The organism is Pseudomonas sp. YA1 (assembly GCF_058680555.1).
Window position 1 is genome coordinate 40438 of record NZ_JBZWBG010000024.1, and the last position, 26693, is coordinate 67130.

General features: G+C 66.8%; 31 protein-coding genes, 1 tRNA gene and 1 pseudogene. 15 read left to right on the forward strand and 18 right to left on the reverse strand.

Annotation, left to right across the window (positions count from 1 at the left end):
* Positions 1-33 precede the first annotated feature (33 nt).
* Genes AC4OR5_RS27180 through AC4OR5_RS27205 form a run of 6 tightly spaced genes read left to right on the forward strand, consistent with a single transcriptional unit; the run spans position 34 to position 5315 of the window.
* Complete coding sequence (locus AC4OR5_RS27180) at positions 34-1740, forward strand: putative porin (RefSeq protein WP_058160276.1); 1707 nt, start codon at positions 34-36, stop codon at positions 1738-1740.
* Positions 1741-1774: 34 nt separating this feature from the next.
* On the forward strand, positions 1775-2437 hold the full coding sequence (locus tag AC4OR5_RS27185; RefSeq protein ID WP_003085372.1) for a hypothetical protein: 663 nt from the start codon (positions 1775-1777) through the stop codon (positions 2435-2437).
* Positions 2438-2465: 28 nt separating this feature from the next.
* Positions 2466-2945 (forward strand): YbjN domain-containing protein, encoded by a 480-nt coding sequence (locus AC4OR5_RS27190; RefSeq protein ID WP_003098446.1) that lies wholly within the window; start codon positions 2466-2468, stop codon positions 2943-2945.
* A 4-nt stretch (positions 2946-2949) separates the two neighbouring features.
* Positions 2950-3894 (forward strand): peptidylprolyl isomerase, encoded by a 945-nt coding sequence (locus AC4OR5_RS27195; protein ID WP_014603256.1) that lies wholly within the window; start codon positions 2950-2952, stop codon positions 3892-3894.
* On the forward strand, positions 3894-4319 hold the full coding sequence (locus tag AC4OR5_RS27200; protein WP_003110838.1) for a hypothetical protein: 426 nt from the start codon (positions 3894-3896) through the stop codon (positions 4317-4319). Before AC4OR5_RS27195 ends, AC4OR5_RS27200 begins: the two co-directional genes overlap by 1 nt.
* Positions 4320-4328: 9 nt before the next feature.
* The gene (locus AC4OR5_RS27205; protein ID WP_021264203.1) at positions 4329-5315 is read left to right on the forward strand and encodes a LysR family transcriptional regulator; all 987 of its coding nucleotides are present in this window, start codon (positions 4329-4331) and stop codon (positions 5313-5315) included.
* A gap of 54 nt (positions 5316-5369) precedes the next feature.
* Here AC4OR5_RS27205 and AC4OR5_RS27210 read toward each other — a convergent pair.
* From AC4OR5_RS27210 to AC4OR5_RS27240, 7 genes and pseudogenes are all read right to left on the reverse strand, one after another.
* Positions 5370-5636, reverse strand: a pseudogene (locus tag AC4OR5_RS27210) (sterol desaturase family protein); the annotation flags it as partial.
* 78 nt (positions 5637-5714) lie between these two features.
* The gene (locus AC4OR5_RS27215; RefSeq protein ID WP_058160275.1) at positions 5715-7031 is read right to left on the reverse strand and encodes an MFS transporter; all 1317 of its coding nucleotides are present in this window, start codon (positions 7029-7031) and stop codon (positions 5715-5717) included.
* A gap of 70 nt (positions 7032-7101) precedes the next feature.
* Complete coding sequence (locus AC4OR5_RS27220) at positions 7102-8496, reverse strand: amidase (RefSeq protein ID WP_003134433.1); 1395 nt, start codon at positions 8494-8496, stop codon at positions 7102-7104.
* Positions 8497-8623: 127 nt separating this feature from the next.
* The gene (gene migA, locus AC4OR5_RS27225) at positions 8624-9523 is read right to left on the reverse strand and encodes an alpha-1,6-rhamnosyltransferase (protein WP_003110804.1); all 900 of its coding nucleotides are present in this window, start codon (positions 9521-9523) and stop codon (positions 8624-8626) included.
* A gap of 254 nt (positions 9524-9777) precedes the next feature.
* A complete protein-coding gene (gene catB, locus AC4OR5_RS27230; protein WP_058160274.1) occupies positions 9778-10416 on the reverse strand; it encodes a type B chloramphenicol O-acetyltransferase in 639 nt (212 codons plus the stop codon).
* Between the two features lie 92 nt (positions 10417-10508).
* Positions 10509-11288, reverse strand: a complete 780-nt coding sequence (gene toxR, locus AC4OR5_RS27235) for a toxA transcriptional regulator ToxR (protein ID WP_058152364.1) — start codon at positions 11286-11288, stop codon at positions 10509-10511.
* A gap of 286 nt (positions 11289-11574) precedes the next feature.
* On the reverse strand, positions 11575-12429 hold the full coding sequence (locus AC4OR5_RS27240; RefSeq protein ID WP_058160273.1) for a LysR family transcriptional regulator: 855 nt from the start codon (positions 12427-12429) through the stop codon (positions 11575-11577).
* Between the two features lie 115 nt (positions 12430-12544).
* Between AC4OR5_RS27240 and AC4OR5_RS27245 the strand changes: the two genes are divergently transcribed.
* Both AC4OR5_RS27245 and gloA read left to right on the forward strand, forming a co-directional pair.
* A complete protein-coding gene (locus AC4OR5_RS27245; protein ID WP_003085421.1) occupies positions 12545-12841 on the forward strand; it encodes a heme-binding protein in 297 nt (98 codons plus the stop codon).
* Positions 12842-12885: 44 nt separating this feature from the next.
* Positions 12886-13281 carry a lactoylglutathione lyase gene (gloA, locus tag AC4OR5_RS27250; RefSeq protein ID WP_058160272.1) on the forward strand — a complete coding sequence of 132 codons (396 nt, stop codon included), beginning with the start codon at positions 12886-12888 and terminating at the stop codon, positions 13279-13281.
* 43 nt (positions 13282-13324) lie between these two features.
* On the opposite strand, the gene AC4OR5_RS27255 is transcribed toward gloA, so the two are convergent.
* Both AC4OR5_RS27255 and AC4OR5_RS27260 read right to left on the reverse strand, forming a co-directional pair.
* Positions 13325-13831, reverse strand: coding sequence for a GNAT family N-acetyltransferase (locus AC4OR5_RS27255; RefSeq protein WP_058160271.1), 507 nt, complete (start codon positions 13829-13831; stop codon positions 13325-13327).
* Positions 13832-13890: 59 nt separating this feature from the next.
* A complete protein-coding gene (locus AC4OR5_RS27260) occupies positions 13891-14148 on the reverse strand; it encodes a YjhX family toxin (protein WP_058160270.1) in 258 nt (85 codons plus the stop codon).
* Between the two features lie 339 nt (positions 14149-14487).
* On the opposite strand from AC4OR5_RS27260, the gene AC4OR5_RS27265 reads away from it, so the two are divergent.
* Positions 14488-14781, forward strand: coding sequence for a DUF2845 domain-containing protein (locus tag AC4OR5_RS27265; RefSeq protein ID WP_020750424.1), 294 nt, complete (start codon positions 14488-14490; stop codon positions 14779-14781).
* Between the two features lie 231 nt (positions 14782-15012).
* Complete coding sequence (locus tag AC4OR5_RS27270) at positions 15013-15489, forward strand: hypothetical protein (protein WP_024100039.1); 477 nt, start codon at positions 15013-15015, stop codon at positions 15487-15489.
* Positions 15490-15626: 137 nt separating this feature from the next.
* Here the strand turns inward: AC4OR5_RS27270 and AC4OR5_RS27275 are convergent.
* The 8 genes from AC4OR5_RS27275 to AC4OR5_RS27310 all read right to left on the reverse strand — a co-directional run bounded on the left by AC4OR5_RS27275 (position 15627) and on the right by AC4OR5_RS27310 (position 22054).
* Positions 15627-15700 (reverse strand) — tRNA-Gly (locus tag AC4OR5_RS27275).
* A 130-nt stretch (positions 15701-15830) separates the two neighbouring features.
* On the reverse strand, positions 15831-16733 hold the full coding sequence (gene phaG / locus AC4OR5_RS27280; protein WP_034024280.1) for a (R)-3-hydroxydecanoyl-ACP:CoA transacylase: 903 nt from the start codon (positions 16731-16733) through the stop codon (positions 15831-15833).
* Positions 16734-17184: 451 nt separating this feature from the next.
* Positions 17185-17922, reverse strand: coding sequence for a murein L,D-transpeptidase catalytic domain family protein (locus AC4OR5_RS27285; protein ID WP_003140965.1), 738 nt, complete (start codon positions 17920-17922; stop codon positions 17185-17187).
* A 79-nt stretch (positions 17923-18001) separates the two neighbouring features.
* Entirely contained in the window at positions 18002-19045 is a 1044-nt protein-coding gene (locus tag AC4OR5_RS27290) for a L,D-transpeptidase (RefSeq protein ID WP_003134392.1), read from the reverse strand.
* Positions 19046-19180: 135 nt separating this feature from the next.
* Positions 19181-19873 carry a pseudouridine synthase gene (locus AC4OR5_RS27295; RefSeq protein WP_022579823.1) on the reverse strand — a complete coding sequence of 231 codons (693 nt, stop codon included), beginning with the start codon at positions 19871-19873 and terminating at the stop codon, positions 19181-19183.
* Complete coding sequence (locus AC4OR5_RS27300) at positions 19873-20085, reverse strand: cysteine-rich CWC family protein (protein WP_015503462.1); 213 nt, start codon at positions 20083-20085, stop codon at positions 19873-19875. Before AC4OR5_RS27300 ends, AC4OR5_RS27295 begins: the two co-directional genes overlap by 1 nt.
* Before the next feature lie 80 nt (positions 20086-20165).
* The gene (locus AC4OR5_RS27305) at positions 20166-20981 is read right to left on the reverse strand and encodes a DUF4824 family protein (protein WP_058160269.1); all 816 of its coding nucleotides are present in this window, start codon (positions 20979-20981) and stop codon (positions 20166-20168) included.
* Entirely contained in the window at positions 20978-22054 is a 1077-nt protein-coding gene (locus tag AC4OR5_RS27310) for a DUF2157 domain-containing protein (RefSeq protein ID WP_023096061.1), read from the reverse strand. The genes AC4OR5_RS27305 and AC4OR5_RS27310 overlap by 4 nt, the downstream gene beginning before the upstream one ends.
* A 232-nt stretch (positions 22055-22286) precedes the next feature.
* Here AC4OR5_RS27310 and AC4OR5_RS27315 point away from each other — a divergent pair, with 232 nt between their 5' ends.
* The 4 genes from AC4OR5_RS27315 (at position 22287) to AC4OR5_RS27330 (ending at position 23674) form a co-directional block, all read left to right on the forward strand.
* Positions 22287-22460 carry a hypothetical protein gene (locus AC4OR5_RS27315; protein WP_009878032.1) on the forward strand — a complete coding sequence of 58 codons (174 nt, stop codon included), beginning with the start codon at positions 22287-22289 and terminating at the stop codon, positions 22458-22460.
* A gap of 91 nt (positions 22461-22551) precedes the next feature.
* A complete protein-coding gene (locus AC4OR5_RS27320) occupies positions 22552-23001 on the forward strand; it encodes a hypothetical protein (protein ID WP_003085474.1) in 450 nt (149 codons plus the stop codon).
* 116 nt (positions 23002-23117) lie between these two features.
* On the forward strand, positions 23118-23363 hold the full coding sequence (locus AC4OR5_RS27325; RefSeq protein ID WP_003085479.1) for a DUF1145 domain-containing protein: 246 nt from the start codon (positions 23118-23120) through the stop codon (positions 23361-23363).
* Between the two features lie 122 nt (positions 23364-23485).
* A complete protein-coding gene (locus AC4OR5_RS27330; protein ID WP_023084580.1) occupies positions 23486-23674 on the forward strand; it encodes a hypothetical protein in 189 nt (62 codons plus the stop codon).
* Between the two features lie 3 nt (positions 23675-23677).
* Here AC4OR5_RS27330 and AC4OR5_RS27335 read toward each other — a convergent pair whose 3' ends face one another.
* Positions 23678-24592 (reverse strand): LysR family transcriptional regulator, encoded by a 915-nt coding sequence (locus AC4OR5_RS27335; protein WP_022579822.1) that lies wholly within the window; start codon positions 24590-24592, stop codon positions 23678-23680.
* A 102-nt stretch (positions 24593-24694) separates the two neighbouring features.
* Between AC4OR5_RS27335 and AC4OR5_RS27340 the strand changes: the two genes are divergently transcribed.
* A complete protein-coding gene (locus AC4OR5_RS27340; protein WP_058010999.1) occupies positions 24695-26671 on the forward strand; it encodes an alkyl/aryl-sulfatase in 1977 nt (658 codons plus the stop codon).
* Positions 26672-26693 lie beyond the last annotated feature (22 nt).

Genomic DNA, 26693 nt, shown 5'->3' on the forward strand with positions numbered 1-26693 from the left:
ACTGCCTTGAAGGACCTTAGGAGCCGTACACAGATGAACGCGAAAGTGAACCGACTGGCGCTGGGGATGGGCGTCATGCTCGCCGCGCTGGCCGGCCAGGCGCAGGCCCAGCCGCCGGCGCCCTCGGAGAACGCCACGATCAACCTGATCCGCCTGTTGGTACAGCAGGGCGTGTTGAAGAAGGAACAGGCCGATGCGCTGGTCAGGCAGGCCGAGGCCGAGGCGTTGCAGGCCCAGCAGGCGCGCCAGGCCGTGGCGCCCGCGGCGGCCGTCGCCGCGGTCCCCGGGGAGGTCCGCGTACCCTATATCCCGCAGGTGGTGCGCGACCAGATCCGCGACGAAGTGAAGGCCGAGGTAATGACCCAGGCCAAGGCGGAGAACTGGGCGCAGCCCAACGCCTTCCCGGACTGGGCCTCGCGCATCAGTTTCGACGGCGACGTGCGCCTGCGCTACGAGTCGCGCTCCTTCGGCAACGGCAACAGCAACCAGATCACCGACTTCGCCGAACTCAACGACGACGGTCCCTATGACGTCAACCCGAATACCAGCTCGGGCCTGCCGCCGCTGCTCAATACCCGCGAGGACCGCGACAGCCTGCTGCGCCTGCGCGCGCGCTTCGGCCTCAAGGCGGCGCTGTCGGAAAGCTGGAGCGCCGGCATCCGCATCGGCACCGGTTCGGACAACAACCCGGTGTCGACCACCCAGACCCTCGGCGGCGGCTTCGGCAAGAAGGACCTCTGGCTCGACCAGGGCTACCTGACCTGGAAGCCCAGCGAGCGCCTGAGCCTGACCGGCGGGCGGATCGCCAATCCGTTCCTGTCCACCGACCTGTTGTATTCCAACGACCTCAACTTCGACGGCGTGGCGGCGATCTTCAACCAGCCGCTGAGCCGCGATGTCTCGCTGTTCGGCACGGTCGGCGCGTTCCCCGTGGAGTACAGCTCGGACACCGCCTCGTCGAACGGTTTCGACAAGGAAGACAGCGACAACAAGTGGATGTACGGCGCGCAATTGGGCGCCACCTGGAAGATCAACCCGCAGCACAGCCTTACCGGCGCGCTGGCCTACTACCGCTTCGACGATATCGAAGGGCGGCGTTCCAGCCCCTGCCGGCCCTGGGCCGGGGATCCGGAGTGCGACACCGACGGCAGCCGTCCGACCTTCATGCAGAAGGGCAACACGGTGTTCCTCCTGCGCGACATCGTGCCCAACCCGGCCGACCCGGCGAACACGCCGAACCCGCAGTACGTCGGCCTGGCCTCGGAGTTCAACCTGCTCGACCTGAACTTCGGCTGGGATGCCGAGCTGCCCAACGACTTCAAGCTGCGGGTGGCCGGCAACTACGTGCACAACCTGGGCTACGACGAGGGCGACATGCGCAAGCGCGCCGGCGGTGTGGCGCAGATCGCCAACAACCTCGGCTCCGATGGCGACATCAAGAGCGGGGCGAACGCCTGGATGCTCCAGTTCACCCTGGGCAACGCCCTGGACATGCGCGACGCCGGCGACTGGCAGGTCTTCGCCGCCTACAAGTACATCCAGCCGGATGCCCTGCCGGATGGTTTCAACGATTCCACCTTCCACCTTGGCGGGACCAACGCCAAGGGCTACATCCTCGGCGCCAGCTATGGCTTCGACAAGCGCGTCTACGGTACCGCGCGCTGGCTCAGCTCCGACGAGGTCTACGGCGCACCGTTCTCCATCGACGTCCTGCAACTCGAGGTCAACACGCGCTTCTGAGCGCTCCTCGAGGCAGACCATGAAGAGGCAGACCATGAACACGCGACCTTTCTCATTACCGATCTGGGCCCAGGCGCTGCTCGCCGGGGCCGCCTTCGCCGCCTACGCCAGCCAGGCGGCCTACGCCGACAGCCTGGAGGAACGCCTGCGTGCCCAGTTGCGCAGCACCACCCAGCAACTCCAGGCGCTGCAGACCGAACAGGCCCAGGCCACCGCGGCGAAAGCCGCGCTGGAAAGCCAGCGCGATGCGGCGCTGGCCCAGGTCAAGCAACTGAGCGCCGAGCTGGCCCGGGCCAAGGGCCAGGCCGAGCAGCTCTCGGCCCAGCAACAGGGCTTGCACGACCGGGCGCGGCAGATGGTCGAGGCGAGCAACGAGCAACTGGGCAAGTACAAGCAGGCCTACGACGAGTTGCTGGTCATGGCGCGAGCCAAGGAGGCCGAGCGGCAGAAGCTCGACCTGGCGTTCCGCGAGCACGACCAGCAGTTGCAGCAGTGCACCGCGAAGAACCGGGAAATGTATGGCGTGGCCAAGGAGATCCTCGGCGCCTACGAGAACGTCAGCGTCGCCGAGGTGATGAAGATCCGCCAACCGTTCGCCAGCGGTGCGCGGGTGAAATTCGAAGAGATGGCGCAGAAGCTCGGCGACGACCTCTACAAGACCCAAGTCGAGAACCGCCAGGCGGCGCTCGCCCAGTGAAATCCGATAGCAAACCAGGAACCCGGACATGAACGACATCACCCTGATCGAACACCTTTCCGTCGACAGCCTGACCGAGGCCTTGCAGGAGGCCGGATACCGGGTCAACCGCAGCGAGCAGAACGGCGTCGTGCAACTGCTCAGCGCCAGCCAGGGAATCGGCTACGCGGTGCGCTTCGGCAATCCGGCGGCGACGCCGGCGAGCTACCTCGACTTCACCTTCAGCTGCGCCCTGCGCGTGCAGGGCGAGTTGCCCGCCGGGCTGACCGAGCGCTGGAATCTCAGCCGGCGCTTCGGCCGCCTGTCGCAGCAGGGCGAGTTCCTGGTGATGGAAATGGACGTGATCGTCGCCGGCGGCGTCAGCCCGGCCAACCTGCGTAGCCATATCGAACTGTGGGATCGCCTGCTGCAGGAGTTCATCGCCTACCTGCGCGACTACAGCCGCCTGGCCGCGGAGCAACAGGGCATGGCGCAGGATGCCGGTCAACCCGTCGATGGCGAGGCCTGAGCCGATGCGGCCGGCATTTCGTTGCGGTGTCCTGGCGTTCGCGCTTGCCGTTCTCGCCGGCTGTGGCCAGCGCGAGGACGGCGGCGCGGGCCAGGCCCAGGCCGCGCTTGCCAAGCCATCTGCCAGCGCCGCCGCGGAGCCCGCGGTGGCCCGCCTCGGCGCCTTGCAGGTGGCGCCGGACGAACTGAAGGCGCTGCTGGCCGAGGTGCCGGCGGAAACCCGCGTGCAGTTGAGCGAGAACCGCGACGCGCTGGAGCGCTGGATGCGTGCGCGACTGGCCGAGAAGGCGCTCTACGAGCAGGCCAGCGCCCAGGACTGGCAACAGCGTCCGCAGGTGAAGACGCTGATCGATGCGGCGGCGCGGCAGATCGTCCTGCGTACCTACCTGGAGTCGGTGAGCACGGTGCCCGAGGACTACCCCAGCGATGCCGAACTGCAGGCCGCCTACCAGGCGAACAAGGCGCAACTGGCTGTACCGGCGCTGTACCGGGTCAGCCAGATCTTCATCGCCGCCTCTGCGGCCGGCGGGCTTGCCGAAGCGCGCAAGCGCGCCCAGGAACTCTACCGGCAGGCCGCGGACGGCGACTTCGCCGAACTGGCGCGCAAGCATTCCGACGACCCGCAGACCGCCCGCAACGGCGGCGACATCGGTGGGTTGCTGGCGCAGGCGCAACTGCTGCCGGCGATCCGTCCGGCGCTGGAACGGCTGAAGGTCGGCGCGGTGTCCGAGCCGATCCAGGGCGCCAACGGTTTCCACCTGGTCAAGCTGACCGAGCGTCGCGACGCTCGCCTCGCCACCCTCGACGAGGTCCGTGGTCGCCTGCGCGAAAGCCTGCGCGCGCAACGCCAGGAGCAAATCGCCAAGGCCTACCTGGATGGCCTGGTGAACAACGCTACCCTGAGCATCGACGGCGCGTTGCTCGGCAAGACCCTGGCGGAACTGCACTGATGGACGGCATCCCGGAGGCCAGGCGTGGGCCGCGCGCGAGCCGCTGGCGGCACCTGCGCAGTTGGCTGTTCGGCGAGCCCGAGCGGTTCCGCGACGAACGCCAGCGGCTCTGGGGCGCCTATGCCGCATGGCTCGGCGAGCAGGTCCAGCAGCGCCTGGGCGAAGACGCCGAAACCGCGCCGCGGCTGCTGGCCTTCCTGGAGTCGCGGCGCGCGGCGGGGCAGTTGCCGAATACCGACATCGACCTGCGGGTCTGGCTCGACGAACGCGGCTGGATCGTCCGTCTCGCCTGCCTGCGCAGCGACGCCGAGCCGATCGAGAATGAACTGCGGCGCGCACTGATGGACCGTTCGTTGCGCCTGCCGCCGCCGGAACACATGCCGCAGCCGATCGAACTGCGGATTCGCCTCATGCCTGGACGCTAGCGAGGAAGCATGGCCCTATCGGAGTCCGCCGGGCAGCGCCCGGCACTGCTCAGGCCCGCGCAGGGACGCGACGACCGTGCCTATTGGCACGAGCTGTTCGGTTCTCTGGAGGTGGTGCATTTCTTCCTGGTCACCGCCCGTTGCGGCTGTTTCATGCAGGCTGCGCGCAGCCTGGACGTCAAGCCGACACTGCTGCGCAAGACCCTGGCCCGGCTCGAGGAGCGCCTCGGCTTGCATCTGTTCGTGCATGAGGGCAACGCCCTCTCGCTGACCCGCGAGGGCCGCATCGTCCAGGCCGCCGGGCAGCGCCTGGTCGAGGACAGCCAGAGCCACGCCGATCTTCACCGGCAACAGCCGCTGGTGCGCCTGGCGGTGGCCGAAAGCGTCCTGCACGATGTGCTCAGTCGCGAGCTGTGGGGCTACCTGCGCAAGAACGCCAACCTGCGCGTAGCCCTCGCCGAGTTGCGCGAGGGCTGGCCGGAAAGCGCAGGGCCGGCGGAGATCGCCATCTGGATCGCCGATCCGGGGCAGCCGCATCCGGCGATGGAAGGCCACTTCGCCGCACCGGCGCGCATCGCTGAGCTGGAGTACCAGCCGCACATCGGCAAGCGCTATTCGCGCGAGCGCACGCGGCCGGCCAGCGAGGACGAGCTGGACGACTACCTGCTGGCGCAGCTCCACGGCCAGGCCGCCAGCGCCGCCTTGGCACCCTGGAACCGGCGAGTGGCGGCTCGCCAGTCGGGAGTGATCGAGGTACAGAGCCACGACCTGCTGCTACAGGCGATCCTCTGGGGCGCCTGTATCGGCCTGCTGCCGCATTACGCCGGACGCCTGGAGCGCAACCTGGCGGCGTTGCCGCAGGTCTTCGACGAGCCGATGCGGCGGGAAGTCTGGATGAGCGTGCAGCCGGAAGCGGAGAACCGCGTGGAGGTGCGTGCCTTGCTCGATCTGATCGAGCACGCCTTCGACGACCGGCGTGACTGGTTCGGACGCTGACCTTGCGGGCTTGACGGCGGCCGCCATAGCCGACACCGTTTCGCCACGGAGCGGCATTGGCAGGGCGAGGATGCCGAGTGCGTTCAGGCTTTCGTTGACCGACGCGTGCAGGACATCGCGCAGGCGGTCGGCGTGCGGCCGGTTCCAGCGTGGCTGGTAGGGCAGTCGTCGTTCGGCGAGAAAGGACAGGCCGAGCGCCCCCAGGAACAGGGCGACCAGCCAGATGTGGGAAGCCTGGCGATAGCCGACCTGCCAGGTCGCCAGGCCGATGAAGCCGGACCAGAAGAGGGGCGCGTAGGCGTAGCGCAGGAAGAACTGCATGGTGGGACCTCCGGATGAATGAGGACCCCAGCGTCGCCCGCGACAGGCCGGCGGCGCTTGAACGAACCGCGCAAGTTCTCAGTCGCGCACCACCAGTGGCGCACCTCCCATGTCCCCGCGACCCGGCCAGGTCTCGCGGGCCAGCCAGGCCCCACCCAGGCAGACCAGGTTGGCCAGCAGCAGGTAGCCCAGCGGCGACAGCGGATTGCCGGTGACGCCGATCAGCCAGGTCACCACGATCTGCGCGGTGCCGCCGAACGCGGCGACGCCGGTCGCATAGACCAGGGAAAAACCGGTGGAGCGCAGCGCCCGGGGGAAGCTTTCTACCAGCAGCACGATCAGCGCCGCGCCGCTCATGCCATGCAGGGCCGAGAGCAGGGCGAGGACGGCGAGGAAGACTGCCGGCTCGGGGTGACGGGTCATTGCCTGCAGTGCCGGGAACAGCACCGCGAGCAGCGCCAGGCGCGGCAGGATCAGCACGGCGCGGCGCCCGTAGCGGTCGCAGAGCACGCCGCCGAGCAACGCCGAGAGCGCCAGGGCGGCGCCGGCGACCAGCGTCGAGAGCATCGCGATGCCCGCCGGCAGGTGTAGCTCGGTAAGGGCGAAGGTGGTCATGTAGTTGAGGAAGTACTGGGTGATGGTGCTTCCGGAGAGGATCAGCAGGCCGAGCAGCAGGGCCCGCCGATGATTGCCGAACAACTCGCCGAGCAGGTTCCGGGTGCTGGCCTGGCGGCCGCGTCCGGAAAAGGTCTCGGCCAGGTTGAGGCGGATGTACAGGCCGATCGGCAGGACCAGCAGGCCGGCCGCGAAGGGAATCCGCCAGCCCCATTCCTGCAGTTGGCGCTCGTCGAGCCAGAGGGTGAGCAGGTAGCCCATCAGCCCGGCGGCGACCGCCGCGATGCCTTGCGCCACGACCTGCCAGCAGGCGTAGGTGCCGCGCTTGTGCGGCGGTGCCGCCTCGAGGATGTAGGTGGTCGCCGGTCCGGCCTCGCCGCCCCAGGCCAGGCCTTGCAGCAGGCGGGTCAGCACCAGCAGCAGCGGCGCGGCCGGGCCGATGCTGTCGTAGCCGGGGAGCACCGCGATGCCGCCGGTGCCCAGCGCCATCAGGAACAGGGTAAGGAGCATCGCCGGCTTGCGCCCGGCGCGGTCGGCGTAGGCGCCGATAAGGACCGCGCCGAGGGGGCGGATGACGAAGCCGACGCCGAACGCGGTGACCGACAGGAGCAGGCTGACGAAGGCGCTGTCGGAGGGGAAGAAAGTCCGTCCGATCATCACCGCGAAGGTGGCATAGACCCCGAAGTCGAAGAATTCCACGGCGTTGCCGAGGACCACGGCAAAGACGCTGCGGCGGCTGGCCGGATCGGCGGCCGCCGGGGGACGGGTGGGGGAGCGCATGGCGAAGGCCCTCTCGGAGTGACGACTGAAACACTCAGGCCTGGAGCCGAGCGACGAGCGGCTGCCGGCTTCAGTCAGCCGGCGGCCGTGGCCAGCCGTGGATCGGACCGCGCCAGCCTTCGTAGGTCTTGCCGATGCGCAACAGCCAGGTATCGGCGAAGCGCGGCGCGACCAGTTGCAGGCCGATCGGCATGCCGGCGGCCGTGAAGCCGCAGTTTATCGAGAGCGCGGGCTGTTCGCCCATATTCCACGGCACGGTGAAGACGATGTGCTCGAACGGCCGCTGCGGATCGTTCAGCGGCGAGGCCCAGTCGGCGGGGAAGGCCTCGACCTGGTTGGTCGGCGTCAGCAGCAGGTCGATCTCGCCGAACAGCCGGGCGGCGCGCCGGCGCATCTCGAAGGTCTGGTTGAAACCGCGCACCGCATCGACCCCGCTGACCCGTGCGCCGCCCTCGGCCCAGGCGTGGACATAGGGCAGCACCCTGGCCCGCCGCGTCTCGTCGAGGAGCAGCAGTTCGCTCCACAGGCGGGCGCGCCAGAAGTCGTTCAGGCCGTCGAGCAGGCTCCGGTCCATCAGCGGTTCGACGATCCTGAGCTGGGCGCCGTGCTCCTCGAACAGCCGCGCCGCGGCCTCGATCGCGGCGCGGATTTCCGCGTCGGGCTGCAGGCCGCAGCCGGGGTCGAGTTGCAGGCCGACCCTCAGGCCGCGCACCGACAGCGGCTCGGCGCTCCAGTCCAGCACTTCCGGCGGCAGGCTGGTGGCGTCGCGGGCGTCGGGCTGCGCGAGGTAGCGCATCAGCAGCAGGCAGTCGTCCATGCAGCGGGTCATCGGACCGGCGCAGCGACCGGTGTAGTAAGGGTCGATGGGGATTCGCCCGAGGCTTGGCTTGAAGCCCACCAGGCCGCACCAGCCCGCCGGCAGACGCACCGAGCCGCCGATGTCGGTGCCCAGGTGCAGCGGTCCGTAGCCGGCGGCGGCCGCCGCTGCCGCGCCCGAACTGGAGCCGCCGGTATTGTTGGCCAGGTTCCAGGGATTGCGGGTGACTCCGTGGAAGCTGGAGAGGCCGGATGAAAGCATGCCGAAGTCTGGAACCGTAGTCTTGGCCAGGACGATCGCGCCGGCTTCGCGCAGCCGAGCGGCCGGCGGCGCGTCGCAGGGCGCGGGTTGCAGGGCGGTGGCGGCGCTGCCCAATGGGATAGGTTCGCCAGCGGTGGCGATCAGCTCCTTGATGGTTACCGGCAGCCCGTCCAGCGGGCCTTTGGGCTGTCCCTTGCGCCAGCGCTCGGTGGCCGCCGCGGCCTGTTCGCGAATCCGTTGCGGGTCGAAGCGATACAGCGCGTTGAGATGCGGTTCCCAGCGCTGGATGTGGGCCAGCAGATGCTCGTAGTACTCGCTGGGCGAGAGTTCCCGGCGGGCGAACAGTGCCAGCAGGCGGGTTCCCGGGAGGTCGTGCAGCGCGGTCATTCAAGCTCCCTCGAAGAACGGCCGCGGGCGTCAAGCGGCCAGCCTACCCGTTGTCGGGCGGCAATTCGAAACCAAGGTGTATCCGGGAGGTATAGCCCATGCACGACGAATCTTCGCGGTGACGGACTCAGCTCTCGTGATGGAGAAGGAAGCGCTTCAACCGGCGGAAGGTGGTACGGTTCCACTGCCGCAGCGGCAGCGAGCGGAGCAGTTGCCAGGCATGCCGCTTGTCCGCGACCACGGCGTATTTCAGGGCCTTGTTGACCAGCTCCGTGCGGCCGCGCTCGTAGGCGGGATGCGACTGGTAGGGCGCGATGGTGCGCAGGTCGGCATCGAGCAGCACCTTGTAGCGCCGCGACAGGTTGTCGGGGTGGCGCCGGTAGCGGGTGACCAGCACCGGCAGCTTGTGGATCTGGTAGCCCTGGCTGGCGATGCGCAGGGTCATCTGGAAGTCCTGCACCTTGATCTCGGGATCGTAGAAGCCGGCGGCGCGCAGGGCCTCCATGCGGTACAGGGACACCGGGGCGCCGCAGACATAGGCGTTGCCGAGCAGGTAGTCGAAGTCCAGCTGGCGGATGCGGTTGCCGTTCTGCCGCTTGGTTTCCTGGCCTTCGCTGTCGATGTAGATCACCAGGGCGCCGACGCAGCCGACCTCCGGGTGCTGGTCGAGGTACGCGGCGCGCACGCTCAACGAGTGCGGCAGCATGATGTCGTCCAGGTCCGGCGTGGCTACGTAGTCGCCGCGAGCGTGTTGCAGACCGAAGTTCAGCGCTGCGCTGACGCCCTGGTTCTGCTGGCGGTAGAGCTGGAAACCGTGGACTTTCTGCAACTGCTCCAGCATGGCGTAGCTGTTGTCGGTGGAGCCGTCGTCGACGATGATCACTTCGAAATTCGGGTAGTCCTGCTCGTAGATGCTGCGCAGGGCTTCTTCCAGGTACTTTTCCGCGTTGAAGCAGGGCGCTACGACGGATACCAGCGGGGTGTCCGTCGTGCCTGAGTGCTTGCTGGAAGTGGCTTCTTCAATCATGTGTCGTTCTTGTCACTCGTCTTGCCCGGTAGCCGTTCCAGGGGGCCGTCGGTCATGAAGTCCTGCGATCGTTCCGGCGATCGGTGCTCGGCACGGGCTGGCGGAAACACAGCGTTTCGCTCCGCCGGTACGGTCGCTGGAGTGGCTCTGGCACGCATGTCTGGATGGCCAGGCATCGCGACAGTATACCGTTGGAAGCATAGAGGGTAGGCCATCGGGCCCGAGAAAAACCCTCGACCTCCTTCGTCCAACCGTCAGGCCGTGGCCTGGCACTGTTTCCAGTGCCGGTACAAGGCGGGGATATCCCCAGTACACAGCAGTGGCATGGCTGCCTCGATATCGGCCAGTGGCCAGTCCCACCAGGCCATTTCCAGCAGGTTCTGGATATCGCCATCGGAAAAGCGCTTACGAATGGTCCGGGCCGGGTTACCGCCGACGATGGCATAGGGCTCGACATCGCCGGTCACCAGCGCGCGGCTGCCGATGATGGCTCCGTGGCCGACCCGTACGCCGGGCATGAACATCGCCTCGGTACCGATCCAGACGTCATGGCCGATCAGCGTGTCGCCGGCTGGCTGGTAGCCGTTCACGGCGTCGGCGAAGGCCGGCTCTTCGTGCATGAAGTGGAAGGGGAAGGTCGATGCCCATTCGGCGCGGTGTCCCTGGTTGCCGGCCATGATGAAGGCGGCGCCACTGCCGATCGAGCAGAAACTGCCGATGACCAGCTTGTCCACGTCGTCGCGGTCCGGCATCAGGTAGCGGGCGCAGTCGTCGAAGGAATGCCCGTGATAGTAGCCGGAGTAGTAGCTGTAGCGCCCTACCCGAATGTTCGGGTTGCTGACCTGTTCCGAGAGCAGCTTGCCCCTGAAGGGGCTCTCGAAATAGTTGCCCATGACCGTCGTCCCTGTCTGTCGAAACCGCCAAGGGTAGCGCCTGGCGGGATAGCGGGCCAGCCTGGCGTGACGGCTGGCAGCCGCGTCGGCGTTCAGCAGGCCGGACTGCTGAACGGCCAGGCCTGGAAAGGCTCCGAATAGTGCCTGCCGTGACGGAAGGCGAAGGGGAGTGCGTTGGCTTGTTGGTGCAGTTCCTCATTGTCGACGTTGAGGCAAAGCATCTGGATGTCCTGTGCTACCAGCAGCCGGTTCAGGTACTCGATGCTCTTGCGCTGGCGCAGGTTACGCGTCAGCGGGCCGGGGGCAAGCAGGCGCGCGTCCAGGCCCAGGTAATCGCAGAGGCCGGCGTCGACCTCGGCGAAGCACTGGCGAGCGTCGGTATCGATGCGTTGCGGGTGCAGCGCGATGCGCACGCCGCTGTCGCGTAGCCGGGCGAGAGACGCCAGGTACTCCGCCGAGGCGGGTTCCTGCTCGTCGATGGCCAGCAGCAGGCAGAGTTCGACCTGGTGCTGCTGCAATTGCCTTGCCGAGGCCATGATCCGCTCGCAGACCCCGGCGTTGCTCAGGCTGCTGGCATGCAGGGGAATGAAGTTCTTGCCGAGCAGTTCGAGGTCGGTGTTGTGCCGGTGCACGCACAGGAGGCGCGCCAGCAGGTGCTTGACCGCCGCCTCGGCAAGCAGCGGCGGTGCGCCGGAAAGGAAGGCCGACAGGTCGACGCGCTGGCGCCGTTCGCGCAGGGAGAGCTTGCTGCCGACCAACGCGCCGTTCCTCGCATAGATGCCATGGGCGAAGAGCTCGAATCCGTCGTTCGCATCACGGTTGCCGAGGCAGAGCCATTTCAATGGCGGGGGCGTTCTGTCTGTCGCAGTCATAAGTGATGGCTCTATGGGCAAATCTCGCCAAGGCGCTCGGGCATGGGAGCCCGCACGCAGGGTTGAGGGGTATCTAGCGGAGACGACCCTACCTCCCACGAATCAAGGTCTTTCGTCGGAAAACCCAGGGGGCAGGTAGGGGATCGGCTCGGCAATCGGCCGCCGAGGGTACTTCCGGTGTCGCCGCCAGGCCTGGTTGGTGGCGGCTTTTTCTCTGGTCTGTGCAGTGGTTCCGCTGTTACCGATTTTTCCGAGTGCGTTTGTGTTGCGGCATCGTTCGTTGGCGTCAGTCGGCGCCGATGCTGTCGATGAAGCCCTGGATCAGCGGCGAGGCTTGCTGTTTGCGCCAGACGAAATGGATATCGCTGGAGTCCAGGCCGGCTACCGGTTCGGCATGGAAACCCCGTCGCGTGGAGGGCATGCGTGCAACGAAGCTCTCCGGTACGCAGGCGAAGCCGAGACCGGCCTCGATGCAGGCGAAGAGGCTCGGGTAGGACTCGATTTCCAGGGTTACACGCGGCTGGATACCGCTCTCCGCCAGCCAGCGGTCAACCTGGCGGCGGTAGTGGCAAGTGTGGCCGAACACATAGAGTTCGAGGCTGGCGAGGTCCTCGGGAGTGGGCGCTGGCAGGTCGGCGGGAGTGACCCGCAACAGGCGCTCGCGGAAGGCCAGGCGGCTGGCCAGCAACGGGTGTTCGATGGGGCCGTCGGTGACGATCAGGTCCAGCTCTCCCTCCATCAGCAGGCGCTCGAGCAGCAGCGAATGCTCCGGGCGGATGTGCAGTTCAACGCCCGGCGACTCGCGGCGGTAGCGGGCCAGGCGCTGGGGCAGGTGATTGGCCAGGGCCACGTCCAGCGCGCCGACCCGTAGCGCGCCGTGCGCCTGGTCGCCGGCGAACAGCGCGGCGGTCTCGTCGGCCAGCGCCAGCAGGCGCCGGGCGTGGCGGTACAGCAGGCGGCCCTCGGGGGTGACCAGCAGGCGGTTCCTTTCGCGATTGAACAGGGCTACGCCGAGTTGTCCTTCGAGTTCGCGCAAGCGGGTAGTGATGTTCGACGGCACGCAATGCAGTTGTTCGGCCGCGGCTGCGATGGTGCCGCGTTCGACCACCGCGCAGAAGAATCCGAGTTGGGAGAGTTTCACATCATTCTCTTTAAGTGAGTGATTTACTGATTATTGATTACTTTTAATGAGTGAAAGGCCACCCTAGCATGGACCTTGCGATCGCTTCCAACCCCATTTCACGAGGAAAGATTCCATGACCTACCACGTACTGGTTCAGTTCGACGTTCCCTCCGACAAGCGCGAAGCGTTCGCCGCGGCAGGCCTGTTCGATGCCAATGGCTCGTTGCAGAACGAACCGGGCACCCTGCGCTTCGAGGTGATCCGCGACGAGAACAACCGCAACCGCTTCTACCTCGACGAGGTGTACGAAGACGAGGCGGCGTTCCTCCAGCATTGCCGCAACGAAACCATCGCGCGCTTCTATGAACTGATCGACAGCTACGCCTTCGGTCCGCTTTTCCTGTTCAAGGGCTACCGCGTCGAAGGTTGATCCCCGCTCCGGCGGCTCGCCGCCGGACTCCACGGAGAATTTCCATGCGAATCCTGCACAGCATGCTCCGCGTGGCCGATCTCGAGGCCGCGCTGGAGTTCTACACCCGGGCCCTGGACATGCGCCTGCTGCGGCGCCGGGACTATCCCGAAGGCCGCTTCACCCTGGCCTTCGTCGGCTACCAGGACGAGCGCGCGGCCGCTGCCCTGGAGTTGACCCACAACTGGGACCGGGAGAGCTACAGCCAGGGCGACGGCTACGGCCACCTGGCCATCGAGGTCGAGGATGCCGCCGTCACCTGCGCCCGGGCCAGGGCGCTGGGCTATCGGGTCACCCGCGAGGCCGGGCCGATGCAGCACGGACGCAGCGTGATTGCCTTCCTCGAAGACCCGGACGGTTACAAGGTGGAACTGATCCAGAAGGGCACCCAGTTCGATTGAGCCCGCGACCAGGGGGCGACATAGCGGCTGCTGTCGTTCCGGCTCAGCCGCTGGCGTCGAATGCGGCGTGGAAGGCCACTATTCCTCGCGCCATGCGCCCGCTGAAGGACTGTGCCTGGAAGTATTCGGCGGGAACGCCGGGCAACGCCAGGCCGCTTTCCACCCGAAAGCCGAAGTGCGAGTAGTAGGTCGGTTCGCCCAGTACCACGCAGCCGCCCGCGGGCAGTATGCGCAGCTCGGCGAGCAGGCGCCGGACCAACTGCGAACCGAGGCCCTGGCGCTGCCGCTCGGGCGCCACCGATAGCGGCGCGAGGCCGTACCAGTCGTCCGCTTCGCCATCGATGGTCACTGGTGAGGCCGCGATATGGCCGATCACCTGGCCGTTCGCTTCGGCCACCAGCGAAAACGTCAGCGCGCCGGCACGGCGCAGGGCGTCGATGATGTACTGCTCGGTATGGCTGCTGTGCGTTTCGTTGCGGAACGCGGCTTCGGTCAGGCGAGCGATGGCGTCGATGTCGCAGGGCGTTTCCGCACGGATGGAAATATTCATGCAAGCACTCCTCGGAACCCCCGCCTTGTCCCGGCGGGGGCAATGGAAAAGGAAGGGGGTCAGCGATTGTCCGCTTGCGGGCGCACGGCTTTCAGCCCGGCCATGGATATCCGGTAGGGCCTGCCCTGGCGGGAGTGGACCAGGCCCTTGTTCTTCAGCCTGGAGAACACCGCCAGGGTGCAGTCGAGCAGCAGGTGGCCGTCGCGGTTGTAGCACTCGACGTGGGTGATCTTGCCCGAAGCGTCGCGAAGGAAGGCGATATGGCCGCCCTGGGCCAAGGCGTGAAGCGTCCGTTGTTCCGGCTTGGAAACGTTCATGTCGGTAGAACCTGTAATCATCGGTATGACAACGCGGCCGCACTGCGCGAAAAGGCGCGTGCGAGCCATGGCGAAGGCAGATAACCGGCGACACCTCGTGCAGGATGACGAAGTGGCGGTTATCGGATGACTACTATCTCCAACATGCAAGCCTCGGATCGGGGAGGGCGCAGCCACGAAAGCGTGCTGCGATGCGGCAGTCTAACGAAGCTGGCGAAGCGACGGCAAGGAACTGCCTGCGTCGCCATGCCGCTGTGCGACGCTTGCGCCTTTGTGAGGGAGTTCGCCTCGCCCCGCGGCGGTCCGCGCTTTCATTATCGGGGGAGGCGGGAGGTATCCATGTTTCGCACGGCGCTGATGCTGTTCATGTCTTCGTTGGCAATTCCTGCCCTCGCCTCGATGAGATGCGGCACGCATCTGGTGGACGAGGGCGACAGCGTCGAGCAAGTCCTGGAAAGGTGCGGGCAACCGCTGAGCAGGATCGTCAACGAGCCTGCCCTGCGCAACAACGGCGTGCCCAAGTTGAATGCCGCACGCACCGAATTCTGGGTGTATGGCCCCAGTGGAGGCGTCTACCGACACTTGCGCTTCATCGATGGCAAGCTGGTCGAGATTCGGCTCGAGCGGAAGTGATACGAGGCTGTTGAGGAGTTATTCCTACAGATAATTACTAATTTGCTGCGGAACACCGTGAAAGAGCGCTGAGCGAGAAGACGAGCCGGGTGCGGGCCCAGGTGGATGCGTCTTCCGTCGTGTAGGAATTGCCCGATATCGGGCGGCGGGGCGGAAGGTTGCGGGCCACCCTGATCGCATACCTGAAAAGTTGGCGGCGTAATCTCCGCGATTTTCAGGCGAGGACGCGTCGTGTTGAAGTTATTGGTCGTGGTTGCTTCCCTGTTCATCGGCGGAGGCATGGCCATGGGAGAGCCCGGCGGGGCGGATGGGTTTTCCGCTGTCGCAGCGGTCGATCCGGGAGCGAACCCCGAAGCGCAACTGGACGAGGAGCCTCAGGAGGTCAGCGAAGCGCCGGCCTATCGCGTGGATGACCTCACCTTCCTGTACCTCACCCATGAGGTCTATCTGGAACCCTACGTTTCCTGTCGTCCGAAAGTCCTGGGCGAACGTTCGTACGTCGCCTGCTGGAACGAAACCTATTCCGGCCGCTCCCCGCTGAACTTCTGGGAATACGACGGGGGTGACTTCCTCGCCCTCAACGACCCGGCACGTGTGTTGGCCGAGGGGAAGTTCGCGAGCGAGCAGCACATCGGCGAAGCGCCCCTGCCGCTGCCCCTGGATATCGATCTGGACCAGTTGGAGCGGGCCTACTCGCTGATGATGTAAGGGAGAGGAACCTTCCGGCTGCGCCTCCACCGAAATCCATGGGGCGCTTCCGATCTTTCCCGGGCTTTACGCGGGGAAAGCCTGAAAGCAGAAAGCCCCTGGCACTGGTTGGTGTCAGGGGCTTTTGCATTGGAATCTGGAGCGGGCGAAGGGAATCGAACCCTCGTCATGAGCTTGGGAAGCTCAGGTAATGCCATTATACGACGCCCGCTCGGACGGCTTTTGCGGCCAGGGCGCCTTTTTACCAGATGCGCGGCGGCAGGTGAAGCCCGGGGTGGGGTTTTTGTTGATTTCGCTGGGTTTTTCCGCCAGGGGAGCGGGGCTCCCCGTGGCGGTGGCGGTTAGCTGGCGAGGGCGGCGAGGGGGACGCTGGCGCCGTTGGGCTGGGGGCGGTAGATCGGGTTGAGCGGCTGCGTGCGCTGCGGGCGGAGGAAGGCCAGCAGGGCGTCCTGGGTCTGCTGCCAGGCGGCCTTGTGTTCGACGTCGATGAAGTGGCCGGCATTGCGGATGGTGTGGAATTCCGCGCCGCGGATCAGTTGGCCGAACTGGCGGGCTTCGTGGGGCGTGGTGTAGATGTCCAGCTCGCCGTTCATGAACAGCACCGGGATCTCGATGCCGGCGAAGCTCTCGGTATAGCTATCGGCGTTCAGGCGCAGCACCTCGCGGATATGGAAGTGCATCTGGTGGTATTCGTGCTCGTCCAGGCTGCTGACGTGGCGGAAGTTGTAGCGCTTGAACAGCTGCGGCAGGTAGCGGCCGATGGTTTCGTTGACCAGGTTGCCGACCTGGGTGCGATCGCAGGCGGCGAGGTAGTCGAGGCCGCGATGCAGGTAGTCGAGCATGGCCGGGTTGAGCTGAGGCGAGAATGAGTTGACCACCGCCCTGCGGATCCGTCCGGGACGCTGCGCCAGGGCCAGCAGGGTGGCGACGCCGCCCCACGAGAACGACATCACCACGTCGGCGCGGAAGCGTTCGATCAGTTCCAGCAGGATCCTGGCCTCGCATTCCTTGCTGATCGGCGTGAGGTTTTCGTTATGGGGTTTGGACTGGCCGGCATACGGCTGGTCGTAGAGCACCACGTTGTAATGCGGCTGCAGGTACTTCACGGTCTGGGCGAAGGACGCTGTGGTCGACAGCGAGCCGTTGACCAGGATGATGGTCTGCTGCGCCGAGGGGTTGCCGTAGAACTCGGTGTGAATCCTGTATTGCCCGTGGATCTCGATGATGGCTGTTTCCGGCCTCATGTCGCTTCCTCCTGGAATCGTTCGATGGGAACGCGGCGACCTGCTTGTCGCGGCGAATACAAAATGCTCATGGGCAGATGAAAGCGCCTCCCAATGACAGTTGAATGTCATTCGGATGGATTTAATAAACTTTTAATTTTCAACGACTTACAGGCAAATAGAGTTCGTCCGAAACCCTTTCGGGTCTTGGCGATGCGGCTATTGGCCGGGCAGGAAAGGCCGGCGCCGAAGCGCGGGCAGTCACGCGGGCTTTCTTGGAAGTCGTTTGTGACCGATCGGTCACAACGTGAGCGTCAGTTAAGCAGCCGGCGTGCCGGGCTGCAAGCCCTGTTTCGCTTGTGGATGGGGGAAGAAGGGAAGGAATCCGACGAAATGCCGCCGGGCAAGCGCTGATGCCGCGATTTCGGGGGGCCGGGAAGGAGAGGGGCGGCGCGGCCGCCGCCCCGGCGGTTCACTTGAGCAGGCTGGCGATGACTTCCGGCGTGCGTGCCGCACGTGCCACGGCGCAGCTCTGCGGAGCGAGGAAGCGCGAGGTTTCCAGCCACTTCGGCTGTGGGTAGTAGGCGAACACGTAGCTGCCGCGCTTGAGGGTGTTGATCAGCCGGGCGGCCACGGCCGGGCGTACCGCAGGGCAGCCCTGGCTGCGGCCCAGGCGGCCGAGCCCGGGAACCACCCTGGGATCGGCGTAGGCGGCGGAGTGCATGACGATGGCGCGTTCTTCGCTCTTGTCGTTGAAACCCGGCTCCAGGCCAACCAGGCGCAGCGACTGGCCGTGCTTGCCGGTATAGAGCTGGCCGGTCTGGAACAGCCCGATCGACGACTGGTAGCTGTTCGGCCGGTTGGAGAAGGAGGTGGCAAGGTCATCGCCGCTGTTCTTGCCGTGGGTCACCCACTCTTCGAAGAGCAGCTTGCGGGCCTTCAGGTCGAATACCCAGAGGCGCTTGTCGCGCGACGGCCGCGAGTAGTCGATCACCGTCAGCAGGCCGTTGTCGCCACCCTGGCTGGCACTCGCGCAGGCATAGGCGGTGAGGGCCAGTTCGAGGGTCGGCAGGCTGGCCTGGGGAGCGAGTTTCTGAAGGTCCTTGGCGGAGGGAAGTGGCATGGCGAACACCGGCCCGCTGGCCAGTGCGCAAAGGGTGGCGCCCGCCAGGCTCAGCCTGCGCAGGGCGGCACGGAGGAAGATTGGCATACGAGCAGTATTCCCATCGGTTCAGTGTGGTTTTTACCGGATGAGAGGCATTGTGCTCGATTTTTGAACAACTTGCCGACTACTTTTTAAGCGATTTCGTCGGATTGTTCGGTGTTTCCGTGGCGATCACCGTGAAATCGGAGTCGCTGTGGGTGTCCCGGGTCGAGGCCCAGTCGGTGATCACCAGGGTACTACCGACGTCCATGGCGCTCAGCATTTCGCGGACGAAGGTCGGGTCCATGCGGATCTTGCCCAGTTGCTCGGAGGGTGTCAGGCCCTGTCCCGGGTTGCTCACCTGGACCACCGACCAGCGCAGGTTCGGCGAGGTCTCGCCGATTTCGTCCAGGGTCGGCTTTTCCAGCAGCGAGAACACCGCCATGCCGGTTTGCGGGCGTGCCGGCAACTGCACCGGTGCGGTGCCTATGCGCTGGCCGCCGCGGTAGACATAGGCGCGCTGGTCGGCGCGGCTGATCAGCACCGACAATGGACCGCGCTCCGCGCCGGGGTCGTTCCAGGCGATCTCTCCGGGCTCAACCGGCAGCGTCACCGGTCGCCCGTCCGCTACCGTCGGCGCCAGCAGGCCGGGGTGGTCGACTTCCTTCGGCGCGCTGCTGGCGTTGGAAATGATTACCGTGGTGGAGCTGAATCCGGTGATGCCGTAGAGCTTCTTGGCGAACGCCATGGGCAGGCGGATGCAGCCGTGGGAGGCGGGATAGCCGGGCAGGTTGCCGGCGTGCAGGGCGATGCCGTCCCAGGTAAGGCGCTGCATGTAGGGCATGGGCGCGCTGTTGTAGAGGTCGGACTTGTGGTCGACGCTCTTTTGCAGGATCGAGAACACTCCGGTCGGGGTCTCCCGGCCCTTCTTGCCGGAGCTGAGGGTGCTGACCCCGATGGCGATACCGTTGCGGTAGATGTAGGCCTTCTGTTCGGTAAGGCTGACCACGATGGTCACTGGTCCCTGCGGGGAAACCTCCGGGTACCAGAGGTACTCGCCGGGCTTCATGCTCTTCAGCCGCGCCTTGATGTCGGCCGGCGGCAAAGGCGCGTTCGCTGGGCTGGCGGGCGCCGCGTGGAGGCTGCCGACGGCGAAGGCCAGCAGCAGTACGGCAAGGGATCTTTTCATCGGCGCTTTCTCTTGCTCCATGCGGGAAAGGCTGTCGCTCCGACAGACGCCATTCAGCTTAGCGTCGCTCGCGACGGCCGGCCAAACCCCTGCGGTCCGGCCTCTTTCGGTGGACAGGCGGCGGGCGGCGGGGTTTCACACCGAACAGATTTCTTCAGCATTCAGGGGGCGCCAGGCTCCCGGCGGCAACTGCGGGTCGAGACAAATATCGCCCATGCGCTCGCGGTGCAGGCGCAGCACCTTGTTGTCGAAGTGGCCGAACATGCGCTTGACCTGGTGATAGCGGCCTTCGTGCAGGGTCAGGCGGGCGCAGCGTGGGCCGATCGGTTCGAGCTGTGCGGGGAGGGTGACCAGGTCTTCGAAGCGGAAGTGGAGGCCGGCGGCGAAGGCATCCACGTAGCGTTGGTCGATGGGCGCCTCGGTTTCCACGTAGTAGACCTTGTCGCGCCGGCTGCCCGGCAGGGTCAGGCGGCGCGACCACTGACCATCGTTGGTCAGCAGCATCAGGCCGGTGGTGTTGTAGTCGAGACGACCGCCAATGTGCAGGTCGTCGCGCTGGTCTTCCGGGAACAGGTCGAGGACGGTCGGGTGTTGCGGGTCGCGGGTGGCGCTGACGCAGCCCATCGGTTTATGCAGCATGTAGTAGCGCGCCGGCTTGCCAGCCTGGAGCAGCTGCTCGTCCAGTTCCACCCGGCTGAAGACGCGCACTTCGTGGGTGCCGTCGCGCACCACCTGGCCGTCCACGCGCAGGCGTCCACCGGCGATCAGCATCTGCGCGTCGCGGCGGCTGAGTTCGGGCAGGTTGGCGAGGAAGCGGTCCAGGCGCATCAGTCGTCGGCGTCGGGCGGCAATAGTTGCGCGCAGCGCGGGCAGAGGCAGGCACGGCGGCGCAGCTCGGCGGGAATCCGCTCCAGCGCGGTCGCATCGATTTCCGTGGTGAAGCACCAGCAAGCCTGGGCGGCGCTAGCGGGATCGGCCAGGGTGCAGCGGTTGGATTGCTGGCACAGCGGGCAGCGGCCGGGGTCGATTTCGCTGTTCATGGCGCGGTGGATGGCTGGCGGGTGTCCAGGGTGCAGCGCCCGGCGCGCGGATGCAAGCATCGCGCGCCGGGCGGGGCGTTTCAGCGGCGAACGGCGTTGGTGATCCAGGGCTCCAGGCGCTGGCCGAAGCTGAGATGCAGTTCCAGCGGCGCTAGCCGGTAGTTTTGTCCGTCGACCTTGGCGAATACCGCGTGCCATTGTCGTGGCACGTTGATCGCGGCGAGGTCGGTACGGCTGATGTAGCCGCCGACCAGCGTCCTGCCTTCGTCGACCGCGGACCAGGGACGCACCCGGCCCTTGACGATGGCGTAGCGCTGGCGCTCGGGGTAGCGCTGGCGCAGGGCGGCCAGGTCGAGGCCGGCGTCGACGATGAACAGTCGGCTGGCCTCTCCCTGCTCATGCTTCAGTTGGTGGCGAGCGGCTTCCATCTGGCTGGACAGCATTTCGTCCTTGGGCAGGGCCTTGCTGCGGGCGCGGGCCTCGGCCAGGCGCTCCTCGGCCAGGCGTACTTCGCGGCGATAGGCCGGGCCGTCGAGTTCCAGGACCAGCAGCACCTGTTTTTCCTGTTGGCGGCGGTAGCGCCGTACGCTCTCTTCGTCGAGCGCGTCCGGGATGCTGAAACCGAGGGCGCGCATCTGCTCGGGCGGCAGCGGGGGCGCGAGGTCATTGGGCGGCTCGCCGTTCGGCGAGCGAAGCTCCAGGCGCAGTTCGACGCCACTGTTCTCTTCGCTCCAGAAGCCGTAGGACCAGTTGCGCTGGAGTTCGCGCTGACTGAGCACCAACTTGCTTTCGGCCTCGCCGGACCGGTTCCAGGCGACGCCACCGAGGGCGGCCAGGTTCGCCGCCAGCATCAGGAGGCTGCCGGCGATCAGGGCGTTGCGACGGTTGCGATTCATGCGTCAGTCCTCGCGGCGATGCCCAGGGGCGTGCGCAGGCGGCGCAGGACCAGCAGGATCAGCAAGGCGCTGAGGCCGAGCACCAGGAAGAACAGGTACTTCGGCATCGCTTCCCACCACCAGTCGAAGAACTTGGTGTAGAGGAAGATGACGAAGAAGGTGATCCCGGTATTGCTCACGTCGGCCCAGTTGCGTCGCGCGCCGAGCCAGATCACCAGGGCGGCGGCGACGAAGCCGGCGACCTGGTAGAGCCCCTCGATGAGCGCCGACGGCAGCGCCAGGTAGCTGCCTGAGCCCCAGTTGGCCAGCACCAGCATCGGCAGGAACAGGCCGAGCAGGGCGAACACCCGGTAGATCACGGCGAAGCCGCTGAAGTTGCGCTGCTCGAAGCACAGCGGCACGGCGAAGATCAGCGCGGCGGCGGGGAAGAAGTTCTCCGGTCGCTCGCCTACGCCCAGCCAGTAGCCGCCGCCCCAGGTGCCGACGCGCGCGGCGATGAACCCCATCACGCAGAGGATCGCCGCCGCCAGCAGCAGGCGGGCGTTGCACAGGTAGGCCAGGAGCAGGGCGTAGAGCGCCCAGGGCACCAGGGCCAGGTCGCTGGGGGTGACGTTGAATATCTGCCCGAGCATGGTCAGGTCGAGGACGAAGCAGGCGAACGCGACCATCGCCGCCAGCTTGCTGAAGTAGCCCGAGGCGTCCTTGGCCTGGACCCAGAGCGTGGCGAAGAACGCGACGAAGGCGCTGCCGACCAGGATCGCCACCTGGGCGACGGTAGGGAACAGGCCCCAGAAGCGATAGAACAGCAGGAACACGCTGGCGGCGAAGGCCAGGGCGCCGAAGAACGAGGCCACCCGCATGCCCAGCGAAAGTTGCTGGCTGCGCAGGTCGTGGTCGATGTCGAAACGGTCGCGATAGCTGTCCAGCAGGGCCAGGTGATAGTCGGCGAGTTGCCGGGCCTGGGTCGGTTCGAGGCGGAACGCCTGCTCCTGGTCGAGGCGTTGCAGCTCGCGCTGGAACACCAGGATGTCGTTGGCGCGCTGCTGTGCCTGGGCGCGGTCGATGGGTTGCATGCATGCTCCTTGAGCCTTGCCGGCGGGGCCGACAGTCCTTGATCCGCGCACTCTACCGAGAAACGCCGGCGGCGGTCACGCCCTGGAGGGGCCTGTCGTTGGTCGGATTCAGGGAATTTCCGTTTTTCCCTTCGGTCTCTAGTGCAGCCGGGTTGCAACCGCCGCAACCGGCTTCCCGCTCCATCGGGATCTTGTCCAGGCGTGGTTCGGCTGCGTTCTGCGATGAAGGAGAATGCTGATGGTCATGCGATTGATCGGGCTGCTGCCGGCGGCCTTCCTGGGGAGCGGTTGCAGCGGGGGGCCGGGCGCCTGCGTCGAACTGGACTTCGACCAGGGTTACTACGGCTACCATCGCGGCGGCCCGCCCCATTGTCCTCCAGGCCAGGCCAAGAAAGGCTGGTGCTGAGCCCGCTCCCTTTTCCCGAGTCTTCACGTCGTATGCGCGCCTCGCAGCGTCGCCGGTTGTCCGGCTGGCGGCGGGGCCGCAGGAGGCTGCCATGTGGCGCACATTCCTGAGAGTTCCGCTTCTTCTGCTTCTCGCCAGCCTGGGTGGCTGCGCGGTGTATGACTACGACTACGATGACGGCGACTGGCGCCGCTATCGCGGCCAGCCCTACGCCTACGAAGTGCCACGCTATCGCGTCTACGACGATGGCTGGCGTAGCGAACGGCGCTACTACTCGACGCGCTACTACGACCAACGCTACTACCCGGCGCCACGCCGCTACGATGGCCACCGCGACTACCGGCGCGAGCAATATCGCTACCCGCAGCGCCACCACGAATCGCGCCCGGCCCATCGCGGCGAGCGGCATCCGGGCAACTGGCAGCGCGGTGGCCAGCCGCAATGGCGCGGGCATTCTCCGCAACGCTGGCAGCAACACGGTGGGCAGGATCGTCCGCGGCACCGGGGCCAGCAGGGCGGGGCGCCTCGCTGGCGCAACTGAGGTGCGCAAGGAAAGGCGGCGCCTGCGGGCGCCGTCGTGCTTTCCAGTCGAAAGTGCGGACCCTCTTGGCGCATTTGCTCGGCACACTCTGCCGATACCGAAACGAGGAGGTTCCCATGAGTCATTTTCTGTCGTTCGCCAAGGGCGCCCTGGCGATGTTCTGGCTCGTCGCGCTGGTCAACCTGGCCTACCCGCTGGGCGAGTTGCATCGACCGATCCTGCTGTTGTCCGGCGTGCTGGTGCTGGTCCATGCCGCCGAGATCCTGCTGCTCAACGGGCGTCTCAAGGCGCGCCCGGCACCTTGGCTGGAGCGCCTCCAGGTGCTGCTGTTCGGCGTCCTGCACCTGCGTAGCCTCGGCTGATTTACCCAGGCTTTACCCTCGCCGCGGGCACCGCCCGCGCGCCGCGCAGTCCGATGTGCAGGCTCCGGAACAGGCATTCCTCCCGCATCCGCAGGAGAGGCCGGAGCCGCACAGGAGGCGCCATGCGTCGTTTGCTTTCCTTGCTGATCCTCGTCCTGCCGTTGTCGGCCTGCGTGGTCTACGACCGCGACGACCACCGGTATCGTCCCGACTACCGCTACGAGCACTATCACGACCGTGACCGTGACAACCGCGGGCGCGACTGGAACCGTACCTGGCAGGAGCGCCGCGACGACGGTCGCTGGCGCTGAGCCTCAGGTGGCGGCGAAGCGCCGGTCCTGTTCCAGCACCCGCTCGACGAACACCGCCGCGGCCGGCGACAGGCTGCGGCCGGCACGGCTGACCAGACCGTAGGCGGAGCCCTTGGCGCGGGCGGGCTCGGCGCCGGCGGGCCAGGGCAGCAGCGCCAGGCGGCCGGCCTCGACGTCGGCGGCAACCACGTCCCAGGGCGCCAGGCTGATCAGCTCGCTGGAGCCGACCAGGCCCTTGAGCATCAGCACGTCGTCGCACTGTATGCCGAGCGGTTCGTCGCGTTGCAGCAGGCGCGCCAGGTCGCCGCGGACTTCCGCGGGCAGACGCGGGCCGGCCAGCGGGTAATCGGCCAATTGCCCGGCGCTCGGCCGCTCCAGACCCAGCAGCGGATGGCCGGGGCGGCAGAAGAGTACGCCGGGATGCTCGCGTAGCGGGTGGATGCGCAACTGCGGATCGCCTTGCAGCTCGCGGATATCGGCGACGAAGAGTTCGACGGCGTCATCCAGCAGGCGCTGGCGCAGGGTCTGCCAGTCCTCGATGAGCAGTGCGACGCGCACGCGTGGGTGGGCGCTGGAGAAACCGGCCAGTGCCTCGGGCAACAGCCGTGCGGCGGGGAAGGGACCGCCGCCCAGGCGTAGCTCGCCGCTGTCGAGATTGCCCAGTTGGCTTACCGCGTTGTGCAGTGCGCGATGCCCGGCCAGCAGGCGCCGAGCGTGTTCCAGCACCAGCCGGCCGTGGGCCGTGAGGGCCACGCCGCGGCTGCCGCGCTCCACCAGGGTGCAACCCAACTGTCCCTCCAGCGCCTGGATGCTGCGTGACAGCGCCGGCTGGCTGAGATTCACCGCTTCGGCGGCGCGGGCATAGTGGCCGTGCTCGGCGAGGGCGACGAAGTGGCGGAACTGGCGTAGATCGCTCATGCGGACTCCGCATCGAATATCGGCCTGGAATGCATTGGAATTATTGCCGTGCTGCTCGGCATAGTGCCAGCCGAACCTCACAACAATAAAACGGAGCATCCGATGAGCCGTCTGCTCGCACTCCTGGCGCTCGCCCCGCTACTCGCCGGCGCCGCCGAACCCTCCGCGTCCAAGCCGCCCAGCGCCTTCACCGTCGAGGCCCAGCGGCGGGTCGAAGCGGAATTGCCGTTCGCCGACCGTGCCGACTTCGAGCGCGCCGAACGCGGTCTGATCCGGCGCCCGGAGCGGGTGCTCATCCGCAACCCCGACGGCAGCGTCGCCTGGCAGCTCGGTGGCTACGACTTCCTCCTCGACGGCAAGCCTCGCGACAGCATCAATCCCAGCCTGCAACGCCAGGCCCTGCTCAATCTCAAGTACGGCTTGTTCGAGGTTACCGAGGGTATCTACCAGGTGCGCGGCTTCGACCTGGCCAACATCACCTTCATCCGCGGCGACAGCGGCTGGATCGTGGTCGACACCCTGACCACCCCGGCCACCGCCAGGGCGGCCTACGAACTGGTCAGCCGCGAGCTGGGCGAGAGGCCGATCCGTACGGTGATCTACAGCCACGCCCACGCCGATCACTTTGGAGGCGTGCGCGGTCTGGTCGAGCCACAGCAGGTCGCCAGCGGCGCGGTGCAGATCATCGCCCCGGCTGGCTTCATGGAGGCGGCGATCAAGGAGAACGTCCTGGCCGGCAACGCCATGATGCGCCGCGCCACCTACCAGTACGGCACGCAACTGCCCAAGGGGCCGCAGGGGCAGGTCGACATGGCCATCGGCAAGGGATTGGCGCGCGGACCGCTGAGCCTGCTGGCGCCGACCCGCCTGATCGAAGGCGAGGGCGAGGACCTGGTGCTGGACGGCGTGCCGTTCACCTTCCAGAACACGCCGGGCACCGAGTCGCCGGCGGAGATGAACATCTGGCTGCCGCGGCAGAAGGCCCTGCTGATGGCCGAGAACGTGGTCGGTACCCTGCACAACCTGTATACCCTGCGGGGCGCCGAGGTACGTGATGCGCTGGGCTGGAGCAAGTACATCAACCAGGCGCTGCATCGTTTCGGCAGGCAGGCCGAGGTGATGTTCGCAGTGCACAACTGGCCGCGCTGGGGCAACGCGGAGATCGTCGAGGTGCTGGAAAAGCAGCGTGACCTGTACGGCTTCCTGCACGACCAGACCCTGCACCTGGCCAACCAGGGCGTGACCATCGGCCAGGTGCACAACCGCCTGCGCCTGCCGCCCAGCCTCGACCAGGAATGGTACGACCGCGGCTACCACGGCTCGGTCAGCCATAACGCACGGGCCGTGCTGAACCGCTACCTGGGCTACTACGACGGCAACCCGGCGACCCTCGACCCGCTCAGCCCGGAGGACTCGGCGGGCCGCTACGTGGAATACATGGGCGGCGCCGAGCGCCTGTTGGAGCAAGCGCGGGCGTCGTACGCCAGGGGCGAGTACCGCTGGGTGGTCGAGGTGGTCAACAGGCTGGTCTTCGCCGAGCCGGATAACCGGGCCGCGCGCGAGCTGCAGGCCGACGCCCTGGAGCAGCTCGGCTACCAGGCGGAGAACGCCGGCTGGCGCAACAGCTACCTCAGCGCCGCCTACGAACTGCGCCACGGCGTACCGCGCGACCAGCCGACGATGAAGGCCGGAAGCGCCGATGCCCTGGCGGCGATGGACACCGGCCTGCTGTTCGACTATCTCGGCGTGCGCCTGGACGCCGGCGCTGCGGAGGGCAAGGCGCTGAGCATCAACCTGCGCCTGCCGGATATCGGCGAGAACTACCTGCTGGAACTGAAGAACTCGCACCTGAACAACCTGCGCGGCGTGCAGAGCGAGGACGCCGGGCAGACCGTGAGCATCGACCGCGCCGATCTCAACCGGCTGCTGCTCAAGGAGGTATCGGCGGTACGCCTGGTCTTCGAGGGCAAACTGAAGAGTTCCGGCAATCCGCTGTTGCTGGGGCAACTGTTCGGCATGCTCGGCGACTTCGACTTCTGGTTCGATATCGTCACACCAGCGGCGAAGTCCGAAGGCTGACGACGAAGGCGCCCGAGAGGGG